The sequence below is a fragment of the Streptomyces sp. NPDC006208 genome (assembly GCF_040613775.1).
Taxonomy (GTDB): Bacteria; Actinomycetota; Actinomycetes; order Streptomycetales; family Streptomycetaceae; genus Streptomyces.
The window spans coordinates 14,395-28,006 of record NZ_JBEXSW010000016.1 but is presented as its reverse complement, the minus strand read 5'-3'; the positions used below and the strand labels follow the sequence as shown (position 1 = coordinate 28,006).

The window sequence follows — 13,612 nt, the reverse complement described above, 5'->3', positions numbered from 1 at the left end:
TCAGCGCCCGCGCAGGCGCCGCACGAGGATGCTCGCGTCGCCCCGCTGCTCCAGGTCCGCCAGCACCACCGCGACCGCCTCGCGGACGATCCGCCCGCGGTCGACGGCCAGCCCGTGCTCGCCGCGCAGCACCAGCCGCGCGTGCTCGAGGTCCATCAGCTCCTCGGCCGAGACATAGACCGTGATCTTCTCGTCGTGCCGTTCACGTCCACTGGGCCGGCGGTTCGCGCCGCGACCGCGCCGCCGAGGCTGGGCGGCGGCCTCGGCCTCGGCCGCGGGTGCCCGGCGCGCCTTGGGCGGCCCGGCCGCAGCAGGCGCTCCCGAACCGGCGGACGCGGTTTGTCCCGAAGGCTCCGCGGCCCGGCTGCGTTCCTCCCCCGCAACCTCCGCCTCGGCGGCCGAGTGCTCCTGCGAGCCGCCTGTGGCCGAGGACTGTGCGGCGGAGTCGTTCTCCCCGGCCGGTGCGGGCACCCGCGGCTCGCCGTTCGCCTGACGGCGAGGCGTGGACGACTGCAGCGCCATGCCCCCGGTCGTACGGAACAGCTCGTCGGCCCCGGGCAGACTCACTCGGCGTGACACCGGGCGAGCACCTCCCTGGCCAGCTGGCGGTACGCGGCGGCGCCGACGGAGTTGGACGCGTAGGTGGTGATGGGCTCACCGGCGACCGTGGTCTCCGGGAAGCGCACGGTGCGCCCGATGACCGTGTGGTAGACGTGGTCGTCGAAGGCCTCGACCACCCGCGCGAGCACCTCACGGCTGTGCACCGTGCGCGAGTCGTACATCGTGGCCAGGATGCCGTCGAGCTCCAGGTCGGGGTTGAGCCGCTCCTGGACCTTCTCGATCGTCTCGGTCAGCAGCGCCACACCGCGCAGCGCGAAGAACTCGCATTCCAGCGGCACGATGACCTTGTGAGCCGCCGTCAGGGCGTTCACGGTCAGCAGACCGAGCGAGGGCTGACAGTCGATCACGATGTAGTCGTAGTCCGACATCAGCGGCTTCAGAGCACGCTGCAGCGTGGACTCACGCGCGACCTCGCTCACCAACTGGACTTCCGCGGCCGAGAGATCGATGTTGCTCGGCAGCAGGTCCATGTTGGGCACGGCGGTCTTCAGCAGCACGTCGTCCGCCGACATGCCCCGCTCCATGAGCAGGTTGTAGACGGTGAGGTCGAGCTCCATCGGGTTGACGCCGAGGCCGACCGAAAGGGCGCCCTGCGGGTCGAAGTCGACGAGCAGCACACGCCGTCCGTACTCCGCGAGCGCTGCGCCCAGGTTGATGGTCGACGTCGTCTTGCCGACGCCGCCCTTCTGGTTGCACATCGCGATGATCTTCGCCGGGCCGTGGTCGGTCAGCGGGCCCGGGATCGGGAAGTACGGCAGGGGGCGCCCGGTGGGGCCGATCCGCTCGCGGCGCTGGCGGGCAGCGTCGGGGGCGAGGGTGGCCGCGTACTCGGGATCGGGCTCGTATTCGGCATCGGGGTCGTAGAAGTGCCCCTCGGGGACTTCCTCGTAGGCGGCGAAGTGGGTGGACTCTCGGCCACTCTCGTTGCCGGCCATGGCGTTCACGTGTTGGCCGTCCATCATCTTCATCGTGTGGGGTGTCGTCATGTGCGTCGTGTGCTGGTGCGTCGCGACGGTGCGGACAGCGACGGAGCCGACAGCCTCGAGCCCGGACGACGCACTCTGGCCCGTCGCAGGCGTTCCCCCGGGAGTAAATGTCGACTCATTCACAAGTCGTCTTACCTCCTTGGACGTGACCAGGAAACTTATCGATAGGTCAGCGTGGCACCATGCCGACGGTTGGCGACTCTATGGCGTGTCACCGGTCCGCAGCAACACAATCCGCCGGACCCGGCCCGATGTGTCGGCAATCGAACACATCCCTGTCAAGGGTGCACTGGGGTCCGGGCGTGCTCCCGTGCGCATGTTTCATGGGTACGCGAAACGGTTAAAGGGCTTCGTTCGAGGCGAGTTGAGCAAGCGCGGCAAAGCGGTCGGACATGCGTCCGGCCGGACCTTGCTCGGCAAGGTCCGGCCGGGTGCGTGATGTTGACGCCGGGCGTTGACCGCTCAGCCGAGCAGCGTGCTCAGCTCGACGCTTTCGAGGCCGTGGGCCTCGGCGACCGGGCCGTAAACGACTTGGCCGTCATGGGTGTTGAGGCCCAGGGCGAGCGCCTGGTCGCGGCGCAGGGCCTCGGCCCAGCCGCGGTTGGCGAGCTCCACGATGTACGGGAGGGTCGCGTTGGTGAGCGCGTAGGTGGAGGTGTGGGGCACCGCGCCGGGCATGTTGGCGACGCAGTAGAAGACCGAGTTGTGCACCCGGAAGGTCGGCTCGGCGTGGGTGGTCGGACGCGAGTCCTCGAAGCAGCCGCCCTGATCGATTGCGATGTCGACAAGTACACTTCCGGGCTTCATCTTGGCGACAAGCTCGTTGGTGACCAGCTTCGGGGCCTTGGCGCCCGGGATGAGAACGGCGCCGATGACGAGGTCCGCCTCGACGACGGCCTTCTCCAGTTCGAAGGCGTTGGAGACGATCGTCTTCACCTTGCTGCCGAAGACCTTGTCGGCCTCGCGCAGCTTGTTGATGTCACGGTCGAGCAGAGTGACGTGGAAACCCATGCCGACCGCGATCTGCGTGGCGTTCCAGCCGGAGACGCCGCCGCCGATGACGACGGCCTCGCCGGCCGCCGTGCCCGGGACGCCGCCCGGCAGCACACCGCGGCCGCCCGCCGAGCGCATCAGGTGGTACGCGCCGACCTGCGGGGCCAGCCGGCCCGCGACCTCGGACATCGGGGCGAGCAGCGGCAGCGCGCGGTTCGCGGTCTCGACCGTCTCGTAGGCGATGGCGGTCGTGCCGGATTCCAGCAGGGCGTCCGTGCACTCGCGAGAGGCGGCGAGGTGCAGGTAGGTGAAGAGCGTCTGGTCCTTGCGGAGGCGGTGGTACTCCTCGGCGATGGGCTCCTTGACCTTCAGCAGCAGGTCGGCGACAGCCCAGACCTCGTCGGCGGTGGGCAGGATCTGCGCACCGGCGGCGATGTACTCGTCGTCCGTGATCGAGGAGCCGACGCCGGCGTTCTGCTCGACGAACACCTGGTGGCCGTTGCGCACGAGCTCGTGCACTCCGGCGGGGGTGATGGCCACCCGGAACTCGTTGTTCTTGACCTCGCGGGGGATGCCGACCTTCACGTCGATCACGGTCCTTGGCTCTGGGATTTCAACGGTCAATGCCATACATACCCGGATACTCAGGGCGCACCGGGAGACACCGCAGCAACATGCGATGGAGCCAGTCTAATGAAGGATTTCTCGCTGTCTAGCCTTGCAAAGCACTAATCTTCGAGCGAGGCACTACGGATTTCGTAGGCGGAACCTTCCTCTCCGAGCAGCCTTTCCGCAGTGGAGCGGTGCAGACGGGCCGCCGCCGGGTCGCCGAGCCGGTCGAGTGTGTCCGCCAGTCTGAGCTGCAGCGCGGCCTGCAGCCGGACGTCGCCGGCCCGGCGCGCCAGCTCCACCGCTTCCCGGCAGGTGTGCAGCGACTCCTCGGGCCGCCCCGCGTACTCCTGTACGCGCGCCGCCTCGCTCAACGCTCGCGCCTGGGACGGGAGATCGCCGAGCCTGCGGTAGCCGGCCACCGCCGCGCGCCAGTTGCGCAGCGCCTCTCCGTAGTGACCCGCATAGGTGTGCACGGTGCCCAACCGCCCGTACAGGCGGGCCTCGTCGGCCCGCTCCCCGCGTGTCTGCCGCTGGGCGAGCGCTCTCCCGTACCAGTCACCGGCCCGCTGCCAGTCCCCCAGCTCCTGGTACGCGCCGCCTACGGATTCCATCGCGCGGCCGGTCGCATACGGATCGTTCGCGGCCCGCCCTGCGTCCAGTGCGGCCCGGTAGCGGGCCAGTGAGTCCTCGACCCGGCCGGTCTGCGCGTCGAGATCGGCGAGATTCAGCAGCGCGGCGGCCTGCTCGCGGTGCAGGCAGCGGCGCTCGGCCACATCGAGGACCAGCTCGTGCAGACCGTAGAGCTCGGGGGCGGCCGCTTCGGTGCCCCGGTGCGCGACCAGCGCTCTGACCAGGGCGGAGACCAGCCGGCGCGCCAGAGTGTCCAGCTCCCCGTCCTCGACCGCGAGCCGTGCCGAGGCCAGCAGCGTGCCGAGACGGTCGCGCAGCCACGCGTCGGCGGCCTGCGGGGTGGGAAAGCGCAGTGCACGGGGCAGCGCCGCCAGCTTCTTGCGGGCCGCCGACCCTTCGGGTTCGGTGATCGCCCGGCAGGACTGCAGCAGCCGTACGGTCCGCTCCAGCATCCGCGCCCGCGCCAGCTGCACCTCGGCGGGCCGGTCGGTGCCCTCGAGCAGCGTACGCAGCATCGGCAGCAGGGCGCCGGGCACCTCGAAGCACTCGTCGGTCCGCTGCCGTACGAGGCCCAGCGCGGCGAAGTTGTCCAGCGTCGCCCGGGCGGCCGAGACCGAGCAGCCTGCCAGCGCGGACGCGGTGTGCGCATCGGCCAGACCGGCCGGAGCGAGCGCCAGCAGTCGCAGTGTCCGCGCGGCCGACTGCGGCAGGGACTCGTACGCCAGCCGGAAGGCGCGGGCCAGCGGGCGTGTGCCCTTGGGCTGCTCGTGATCGTCGGGCAGCACCCGCAGCCGCTTGACGGCGTCGGCGACCGAGGCCTTGGGCCTGGCCGCGAGCCAGCCGCCGACCAGCACCAGCGCCGCCGGCTGTCCGCCGCACTCCTCGGCGATCGTCTCCGCGGCCTGCGGGTCCACGGTGATGCGCACGGAGCCGGTGAAGGTGGCGAGCAGTTCGATCGCCGCCTTGGCGTCCATACCGCCGAGCGCGCAGGGCCGTACGTCGGGGATACCGGTGAGCGGGCCCCGGGAGACCGCGACCACCAGGCAGTCGGGGTTGTCGGGCAGCAGGGCGTCGACCTGCTCGGCGTCGACCGCGTCGTCGAGAAGGAGCACCGCGCGGCGCGCGGCGAGCGCGTCGCGCACCAGCTCGGTCAGTTCGTCCTCGGCCGCGCCCGGCGGGGCCGCGATGCCGAGGGAGTCCAGCAGCTCCCGGGCGGCTTCGTCCAGGGGGACGGGCCGGCCGGCCGGTTCGGTCAGCCGCAGGCGCCACACCCCGTCGGGGTAGTCCTCGGCGAGCCGGCGCGTGAATTCCTCGGCGAGCGAGGTTCTGCCGGAACCAGGGTTGCCGGCGATCAGCAGCACGCGGGCGCGGGGGGCCTTGCGGCCGGCAAGCGTGTCGAGCCCGGCACGCTCGATGTCGGCGCGGAGCGCTTTCAACTCCCGTTGCCGTCCGAAGAACCGGGGTTCGGGCGCGGTCCCGGCGGCGGACGGCCCGGCAGCCTCCGCGCTGTCGGGGCAACCCGAGTCCACCGCCTGATCCGTCACGGGGCCACGCTCCAGTCCGTCCGCGCACGAGCCGAGCCCGCCGGGGCTCCACACGGGCGTTCCGAGCGTAGTTCACGCTCTGCGACGAACCGTGCGGAGCACGACGGACAGATCGCCCGTTCGGATCAGCAGATCGTCACATCGCCCCTCGGAAGGGCTCAGGCCTCGAACGGACGGGCGGGCCAAGGGGCTTCGGCCGCCCGCAGCGCGTCGAAACCGGTGCCTCTCAGCGCGGCCGCGGCCGAGAGAACGCCGACGACCAGGCAGGTGTTGTGGAGTTCACCGGCCAGCGCACCCCGTACGAGCTCGTCCAGGGGAACCCTGGCCAGCTCCATGTCGGCCTCCTCCTCGGAGACCTCGAACCGCTCGCCCTCCGCCTCCGACAGATCGCGGGCCAGGAAGATCCGCACCGCCTCGTCGCAGCCGCCTGGTGTGGTGTAGATGTCGGTGAGCACCCGCCAGTCCTCGGCCTTGACGTGCGCCTCCTCGTACAGCTCGCGCTGTGCGGCGTGCAGCGGGTTCTCCCCGGGCACGTCGAGCAGGCCGGCCGGGATCTCCCACAGCTTGTGCCGCACGGGGTGCCGGTACTGGCGCAGCACCAGGACCCGTCCCTGGGTGTCGAGGGCGAGCACCGCCACCGACCCCGGGTGCACCTGGTAGTCGCGCTTGACGACGGTGCCGTCGGGCATGACCACATGGTCGGTGCGGACGCTTGTCTTGTTACCCCGGAACGGGGTGTCGGTCGCGGTGACCTGCCACTCTTCGGGCGTGTCCTTGATGGTCATGAAAAGCGTCCTCCCACCACACAACAGAAAACCGGGGTACGGCCGCGTCGGCCCGTACCCCGGTCAACCGTATCGCCAAAGGATTACGCGCCCGTCGTACCAGCGGCTTCCTGACGCTGCACGGCCGCCTTCACCAGACCGGCGAAGAGGGGGTGAGGGCGGGTCGGGCGGGAGCGCAGCTCGGGGTGGGCCTGCGTGGCGACCAGGTAGGGGTGCACGTCACGGGGGTACTCGACGTACTCGACGAGCTTGTTGTCCGGGGACGTGCCGGAGAAGAGGATGCCCGCCTTCTTCTCCAGTTCGGCGCGGTACGCGTTGTTGACCTCGTAGCGGTGGCGGTGGCGCTCCTCGACGTACGGCTGGTCGTCGTAGACCTCGCGCACGATGGAGCCCTCGGCCAGCTTGGCCGGGTAGAGACCGAGCCGCATGGTGCCGCCCAGGTCACCGGCGCCCTCCACATAGGCCAGCTGCTCCTCCATCGTGGAGATCACCGGGTGGGCGGTGGCCGCGTCGAACTCCGTGGAGTTGGCGTCGGTGATCTCGGCGAGGTTGCGGGCGGCCTCGATCACGATGCACTGCAGCCCCAGGCACAGACCGAGCAGCGGGACCTTGTTCTCGCGGGCGTAACGGATCGCGCCGACCTTGCCGTCGACCCCGCGCTCGCCGAACCCGCCGGGGATGACGATCGCATCGACGTCGCCGAGCTGCTTCTGGGCGCCCGCCTCGGTCTTGCAGTCGTCGGAGGTGACCCACTTGACCTTGACGCGGGCCTTGTTGGCGAAGCCGCCGGCGCGCATGGCCTCGGTGACCGAGAGATAGGCGTCGGGCAGGTCGATGTACTTGCCGACCAGGGCGACGGTGACCTCGTGGGCGGGGTTGTGGACGCGGTCCAGCAGGTCGTCCCAGAGGGTCCAGTCGACGTCTCGGAACGGCAGGTCGAGCTTGCGCACCACATACGCGTCCAGGCCCTCGGTGTGCAGGACCTTGGGGATGTCGTAGATCGACTTGGCGTCGATCGCGGCGACGACGGCGGCCTCGTCCACGTCGCACATCAGCGAGATCTTCCGCTTGATCGCGGTCGGCACGTCCCGGTCGGCGCGCAGCACGATCGCGTCCGGCTGGATACCGATGTTGCGCAGCGCGGCCACGGAGTGCTGGGTGGGCTTGGTCTTCAGCTCGCCGGAGGGGCCGATGTAGGGCAGCAGTGAGATGTGCACCACGAAGACGTTGTCCCGGCCGACCTCGTGGCGGACCTGGCGCACCGTCTCCAGGAACGGCAGCGACTCGATGTCGCCGACGGTGCCGCCGACCTCCGTGATCACGACATCGACGTCGTCGGTGGCCATCCGGCGGATACGGGACTTGATCTCGTTGGTGATGTGCGGGATGACCTGCACCGTGTCGCCGAGGTACTCGCCGCGCCGCTCCTTGGCGATGACCTGGGAGTAGACCTGCCCGGTGGTCACGTTCGCGGAGCCGTCCAGGTCCACGTCGAGGAAGCGCTCGTAGTGGCCGATGTCCAGGTCGGTCTCGGCGCCGTCGTTGGTGACGAACACCTCACCGTGCTGGAACGGGTTCATCGTGCCCGGGTCGACGTTCAGGTAGGGGTCGAGCTTCTGCATGGTGACCCGCAGGCCTCGGGCCTTGAGCAGCGCGCCCAGGCTGGAAGCCGTCAGGCCCTTGCCGAGGGAGGAGGCGACACCCCCGGTGACGAAGATGTGCTTGGTCGTCATGGAATTGGGCGGCATCGCCAAGAGGGGGCTCCCGTGGTCGCGAAGTGTGAAGTGCTTGAGGCATCTGCCCGGGATGATCCTGGGGTGCCGAAGCTGCGGTTTCGGGGCCCCTGATTTACGCAGGACGGCCACCGGTCCACGGGGTACCAGGGTATCAGCGCCAGCGGATGACCGCTTCCGGCCACGCGTGCCGGGGCGGGACCGGCCGCTCACCGCAGCTCACCCGCCGCTCACCCGTTCGGCGTAGCCTCGTTGCCGGGACGGCCGCGCAGATCACTAGGGTGCGTCGTATCCTGCTCGGACATCGCTGCCGAGCCAGGCCGGCAAACGGCACCATCCCCGCCCGTCAACGCCGCGAGCTCGTCAACGACCCTTGACCGCAGTAAGCGCCCCGCGGGGCGGACGTGGCCGTTCGACTGGAGATGCACGTGGCCGGGCGCATCGAGGATTACGCACTCATCGGAGACATGCAGACCGCAGCACTGGTCTGCCGGGACGGCACGGTGGACTGGCTGTGCCTGCCGCGCTTCGACTCGCATGCCGTCTTTGCCGGGCTGCTCGGCACCGAAGAACACGGATTCTGGCGGCTCGGCCCGGCGTACGGCGAGAACGCCGAGCCGCAGGCCGCGGACCGCCGCCGCTACCGGGGCGACTCCCTGATCCTGGAATCCGAGTGGGACACGCCGCGCGGCACGGTCCGGGTGACCGATTTCATGCCCCCGCGTGACGGAGCGCCCCAGCTCATCCGCGTCGTCGAGGGCGTGAGCGGGCGCGTTCCGATGCGCTCGGCGCTGCGCATGCGCTTCAGCTACGGCCGTGTCGTGCCCTGGGTGCACAAGGTCGGCGCGCGCACGGTCGCCGTCGCCGGCCCCGACTCGGTCTGGCTGGACACGGACGCGGAGACGTACGGCGAGGACCTCACGACGTACTCCGACTTCACCGTCACCCCGGGTGAACGGTTCACGTTCACGATCAGCTGGCAGCCCTCGCACAAGGGGCCGCCGGCGCTGCCGGACCCGGAGGGCGCGCTGGAGGCCACCGGGGACTTCTGGCGGGAGTGGGTGGAGCACTGCACCTACCACGGGCCCTATCGCGAGGCCGTGGTCCGCTCCCTGATCACGCTGAAGGCGCTCACGTACGCGCCGACCGGCGGGATCGTGGCCGCGCCGACGACCTCGTTGCCGGAGGAGATCGGCGGCGTACGGAACTGGGACTACCGCTACACCTGGCTGCGCGACGCCGCGATCACCCTGTCGTCGCTGCTGCGCACCGGCTACCGCGAGGAAGCCCGCGCCTGGCGCGAGTGGCTGCTGCGCGCGGTGGCGGGCGACCCGGAGAACCTGCAGATCATGTACGGGATCGCCGGCGAAAGGGAGCTGGGCGAGGCCGAGTTGGACTGGCTCCCGGGCTACGAGAACTCCGCCCCCGTCCGGGTCGGCAACGGAGCCGCCAACCAGCTGCAGCTCGACGTCTACGGCGAGGTCACCGAGGCACTGCACCTGGCCCATATGACGGGTCTGTCGCGCAACGACTACGCGTCACTGCTCCAGCTGAAGCTGATCCGCTACCTGGAGGACCACTGGAACCAGCCTGACGAGGGCATCTGGGAGGTCCGCGGGCCACGCCGGCACTTCGTGCACTCGAAGGTGATGGCCTGGGTCGCGGTCGACCGCACCATCAAGCTGATCGAGTCCGGCGACGCGGACGGGCCGCTGGAGCGGTGGCGCGAGCTGCGCGACGAGATCCACTACGACGTGTGCGAGAAGGGCTACGACAAGGAGCGCAACACCTTCACGCAGTCGTACGGCTCGAAGGAGCTGGACGCCTCCCTGCTGCTGATCCCGCAGATGGGCTTTCTGCCGCCGGACGACAAGCGGGTCATCGGCACCATCGAGGCCATCCAGCGGGAGCTGTCCACCGAGGACGGCTTCATCCTGCGCTACCCCACCGAAGGCGCCGACGAGGGTGTGGACGGGCTGCCCGGGGACGAGGGCGCGTTCCTGGCGTGTTCGTTCTGGATGGCCGACGACCTGGCGATGATCGGCCGGGTCGACGAGGCACGGCGGCTGTTCGAGCGGCTGCTGGCGCTGCGCAACGACCTCGGGCTGCTGGCGGAGGAGTGGGATCCGCGGCTGCAGCGGCAGGTGGGGAACTTCCCGCAGGCCTTCAGCCACGTTCCGCTGATCGACACGGCGCTGCGGCTGACCGCGTCCGGCGCCTACGGCGGATAGGGGCGCGGGCGCCAGGTGCGCGGGTGCGGGGCAGGACCGCACGACCCTACGATGAAAAGGTCCTGCTCGCGCCCCGGAAGGGGGCACCATGACGCCCCATCCCCTCGCGGAACCGGCCCTGAACGGACTCCGCGAAAGCCTGGTCGGCGACGCCATCACCCCTGGTGACGCGGCCTACGACGGGGCTCGCGCGATCTTCAACGGGATGATCGACCGGCGGCCCGCGGTGATCGTCCAGTGCGAGTCGGCCGCCGATGTGGCGGCGGCCGTGCGCTTCGGCCGGGAGCACGACCTGGACGTGGCCGTCCGCGGCGGCGGACACAGCGTCGCGGGGCTCGCGACCACCGACGGCGGTCTGGTCGTCGATCTGCGCCGGATGCACTCGGTCGTCGTCGACCCCGAGGCCCGTACGGCACGCATCGGCGGCGGGGCCACCATGAGCCATCTGGACCGGGCCACGCAGCCGTTCGACCTGGCGACCACCGGCGGCCGGGCCTCCACCACCGGAGTGGGTGGCTTCACGCTGGGCGGCGGATCGGGCTGGCTGGAGCGGAAGTTCGGCCTGGCCTGCGACAACCTCGCCGCTGTCGACCTGGTGACGGCCGAAGGAGCCGAAGTCCACGCCGACGACGACGAGCACCCGGAGCTCTTCTGGGCGCTGCACGGCGGCGGCGGCAATTTCGGCGTGGCCACGTCGATCACGCTGAAGCTGCATCCACTGCCCGCCATGTCGGTCGCCCTGCTTCTCTTCCCGGCCCAGCGGGGCGATGAGGTGCTCCCCGTCTACCGCGAGGTGCTGGAGTCCGCACCGGACGAGGTCGGCGGAGGGTTCATCTACCTCACCGGCCCGCCCGAGGAGTTCGTGCCCGAGCACCTGGTGGGCAAGGCTGTGGCCTGTGTGCTCGTCACATATACCGGCACCCTGCCCGAACTGCGCGAGGCGGTGGCGCCGCTGCTCGCTGTCGGACACGACGCGGAGCTCATCACGGAGCTCCCGTACGCCGATCTGCAGTGCATGATCGACGACCCGCCGGGGCTGCGGAACTACTGGTCGGCGGAGTATCTGGCCCGACTGCCCGAGGAGGCCATGCAGGTCTTCTGCGCGCGTGCGGAGAGCATGATCGTGCCCTCGAACTCGCAGCACATCCTCTTCCCGATGGGCGGGGCGCTGGAGCGGGGCGACTCCGCCTATCCGGTGCCGTGGCGGACCGCGTCCTGGGTCTCCCATCCCTTCGGGATCTGGGACAGCCCGGCCGACGACGAGCGCGGCAGGAAGTGGGTCCGTGACGCGCGGGAGGACGTCACACCGTGGTCCATCGGTCTCGTGTACCTCAACTTCATCGGGCTGGAAGGCCCCGAGCGGATCGTGGCCGGTTTCGGCGCCGAGAACTACCGGCGACTCGAAGCGGTCAAGGCGCAGTACGACCCGGACAATGTCTTCAGGCTGAACCACAACATCAAGCCGCGATGACAGTTGTCCTTCGAACCTTCGCCCAGGTAGCGTCCCGGCCATGGAAACACAGGGCGGAATCACGGTGCAGCGGGCGCTGGAGCTGCCCGGACTCCGCAGCGGGCTCCCGGAGGTCTTGGCGGGGGCCGACCGGCTGAACCGCACCGTCCGCTGGGTGCACGCCGGTGAGGTACCGAACATCGCGTCGCTGCTCAAGGGCGGTGAGCTGCTCCTCACCACCGGCCTCGGCCTCGGCACCCGCCCTGCCGAGCAGCGCGCGTTCGTGGCACGGCTCGCGGAGCGCGGGATCGCGGCGCTGGTCGTCGAGCTGGGTCCGCGCTTCACCCGGCTCCCCGCCAGTCTCGTCGAGGCGGCGAAATCCGCCGGGCTGCCACTGATCCAGCTGCATCGCGAGGTGCCGTTCGTCTCGGTGACTGAGGAGATCCACACCGAGATCGTCAACGGCCACTACGCGCTGCTGCAGCAGGCCGAAGAGGTGCACCGGCGGTGCACGCAGGCGCTGCTGGGCGGCGGCGGAGTCCCGCAGGTGCTGGCCATCCTCGCCGACTTCACCGGCGACCCCGTCTTTCTGGAGACCCCGGGCGGGCAGTTGCTGTACGCGGCGGACACGCCCGGCGCGGAGCCTGCCGTCGCCGATCCGCTCCAGGTGTGGGAAGGGCTGCGCGGCGGGCGCGAGGCCCAGCAGGACGGTCCGCCGGCCAACGCCGTGCTGGTCGATGTGCCGGGCGGCGGCCAGGGCACCGGGGCCGTACGCGCCCGGATCGTGCTGCTGGCCGTGTCGTCGCCGCTGCAGCCCGTCCACCGCATCGCTGCGGAGCGGGCCGCGGCCATCCTGGCCGTCGTGCTGATGCAGGCCCGTCAGGAGGAGGAGCTGGCGGCCCGCGGGCGCGGTGACTTCCTGACCGACCTGGCCGAGGGCCGGATCGCGGCGGACGACGCACCGGCCCAGGCACGTGTTCTCGGCTTCCGGCCGGGGGCCGGGCCGCTGCTCCCGGTGGTGATGCGGCTGGCCCCCGAGCTGTCGCCCACGGGCAACTGGGCGGTCCTGGCGCGGGCCGTCGCCGAGGAGCTGTCCTCGCTCGGTGTGCCGGTGCTGCTCGGGGTACGTCCCGTGGAAGGGCGGGTGCCGCTGCTGCTGGGCCTGCGCTCGGAGTCGGAGCGCACGGCGGTGGCCGACCGGGTCGCCGCAGCGCTGCGGGCCGGGGTCGAGCGGGCCGGCCTGGCGGGGGTTCCACCGGCCGGGGGCCTGGGGAGGGCGGGCGCGCATCCACCGGTCGTGGTGGTCGGGGTCGCGGGCGGCTGGGCGGCGGCGAGTGCGGGCCTGCGCCACGCGGCGGAGACGGCGACGGCTGCGCAGGGGCTGGGCGACCGCCCCTGGTACGACGCCCGCCGTCTGGACATCGATCTGCTGTTGTGGCGTCTGCGCGAACACCCGGACCTGGCGGCGTTCGTGGACCGCGCGATCGGCCCGCTGCGCGAGCACGACAGGACGTCACGGCCCGCGCTGCTCCCGACGCTGGAGACGTATCTGGCGCATGCGGGGCGCAAGGCCGAGACGGCGCGGGAACTGCATCTGAACCGGCAGACGCTGTACAACCGCTTGGCGCGGATCTCGGAACTGCTGGGCACGGACCTGGACGATCCGCAGACGGTACTGGCACTGAGCCTGGCGCTGCGGGCTCGGCGGCATACGCCGTAGCGGCGCGGGGAACGGGAGCCGAAGCCGTCAGGCCCTGTCCGGGCGATCCTGTCGGGCCCGCGGCGACAGCTACGGCACCTCGCCGTGTTGTCGAAGTCGCCCACGTACGTGCGGTACGAGGGCGATCTCCCCCGGCCTCCGGCCGGGCGGTGTCCCAAACGCCTTGCGATGCGTCCCCTCGGCCCTTTGGGGCCTGGGGAGACCCCACGCCACGGCCCTTTGGGGCCTGGGAAGACCCCACACCTCGGCCCTTTGGGGCCTGGGAAGACCCCACACCTCGGCCCTTTGGGGCCTGGGAAGACCCCAC

Annotated in this window: 9 protein-coding genes; 3 read left to right on the top strand and 6 right to left on the bottom strand. The window is 70.8% G+C overall.

Translation table 11 applies throughout. The features are described from left to right. The 6 genes from ABZ208_RS15205 to ABZ208_RS15180 all read right to left on the bottom strand — a co-directional run bounded on the left by ABZ208_RS15205 (nt 1) and on the right by ABZ208_RS15180 (nt 7,904). A complete protein-coding gene (locus ABZ208_RS15205; protein ID WP_356909942.1) occupies nt 1-579 on the bottom strand; it encodes a hypothetical protein in 579 nt (192 codons plus the stop codon). Beyond that, a complete protein-coding gene (locus ABZ208_RS15200) occupies nt 564-1,730 on the bottom strand; it encodes a ParA family protein (RefSeq protein WP_356909941.1) in 1,167 nt (388 codons plus the stop codon). Before ABZ208_RS15200 ends, ABZ208_RS15205 begins: the two co-directional genes overlap by 16 nt. A gap of 339 nt (nt 1,731-2,069) precedes the next feature. Next, nucleotides 2,070-3,185, bottom strand: coding sequence for an alanine dehydrogenase (ald, locus tag ABZ208_RS15195; protein ID WP_356910054.1), 1,116 nt, complete (start codon nt 3,183-3,185; stop codon nt 2,070-2,072). A gap of 143 nt (nt 3,186-3,328) precedes the next feature. Continuing rightward, on the bottom strand, nt 3,329-5,386 hold the full coding sequence (locus ABZ208_RS15190; RefSeq protein ID WP_356909940.1) for a tetratricopeptide repeat protein: 2,058 nt from the start codon (nt 5,384-5,386) through the stop codon (nt 3,329-3,331). Between the two features lie 158 nt (nt 5,387-5,544). After that, nucleotides 5,545-6,171: an NUDIX hydrolase gene (locus tag ABZ208_RS15185; protein WP_356909939.1), complete on the bottom strand. Its 627-nt coding sequence runs from the start codon at nt 6,169-6,171 to the stop codon at nt 5,545-5,547. A gap of 83 nt (nt 6,172-6,254) precedes the next feature. Further along, nucleotides 6,255-7,904 carry a CTP synthase gene (locus ABZ208_RS15180; RefSeq protein ID WP_356909938.1) on the bottom strand — a complete coding sequence of 550 codons (1,650 nt, stop codon included), beginning with the start codon at nt 7,902-7,904 and terminating at the stop codon, nt 6,255-6,257. 428 nt (nt 7,905-8,332) lie between these two features. On the opposite strand from ABZ208_RS15180, the gene ABZ208_RS15175 reads away from it, so the two are divergent. From ABZ208_RS15175 to ABZ208_RS15165, 3 genes are all read left to right on the top strand, one after another. Then, nucleotides 8,333-10,135 carry a glycoside hydrolase family 15 protein gene (locus ABZ208_RS15175; RefSeq protein WP_356910053.1) on the top strand — a complete coding sequence of 601 codons (1,803 nt, stop codon included), beginning with the start codon at nt 8,333-8,335 and terminating at the stop codon, nt 10,133-10,135. A gap of 88 nt (nt 10,136-10,223) precedes the next feature. Beyond that, nucleotides 10,224-11,606 carry an FAD-binding oxidoreductase gene (locus ABZ208_RS15170; RefSeq protein ID WP_356909937.1) on the top strand — a complete coding sequence of 461 codons (1,383 nt, stop codon included), beginning with the start codon at nt 10,224-10,226 and terminating at the stop codon, nt 11,604-11,606. Between the two features lie 40 nt (nt 11,607-11,646). Next, nucleotides 11,647-13,305: a PucR family transcriptional regulator ligand-binding domain-containing protein gene (locus ABZ208_RS15165; RefSeq protein ID WP_356909936.1), complete on the top strand. Its 1,659-nt coding sequence runs from the start codon at nt 11,647-11,649 to the stop codon at nt 13,303-13,305. Nucleotides 13,306-13,612: the final 307 nt, after the last annotated feature.

What these genes read in the sequence shown, in the direction of transcription:
- ABZ208_RS15185 (WP_356909939.1), bottom strand. Translation starts at nt 6,171, where the DNA reads ATGACCATCAAGGACACGCCCGAAGAGTGGCAGGTCACCGCGACCGAC.
- ABZ208_RS15180 (WP_356909938.1), bottom strand. Translation starts at nt 7,904, where the DNA reads ATGACGACCAAGCACATCTTCGTCACCGGGGGTGTCGCCTCCTCCCTC.
- ABZ208_RS15170 (WP_356909937.1), top strand. Translation starts at nt 10,224, where the DNA reads ATGACGCCCCATCCCCTCGCGGAACCGGCCCTGAACGGACTCCGCGAA.
- ABZ208_RS15165 (WP_356909936.1), top strand. Translation starts at nt 11,647, where the DNA reads ATGGAAACACAGGGCGGAATCACGGTGCAGCGGGCGCTGGAGCTGCCC.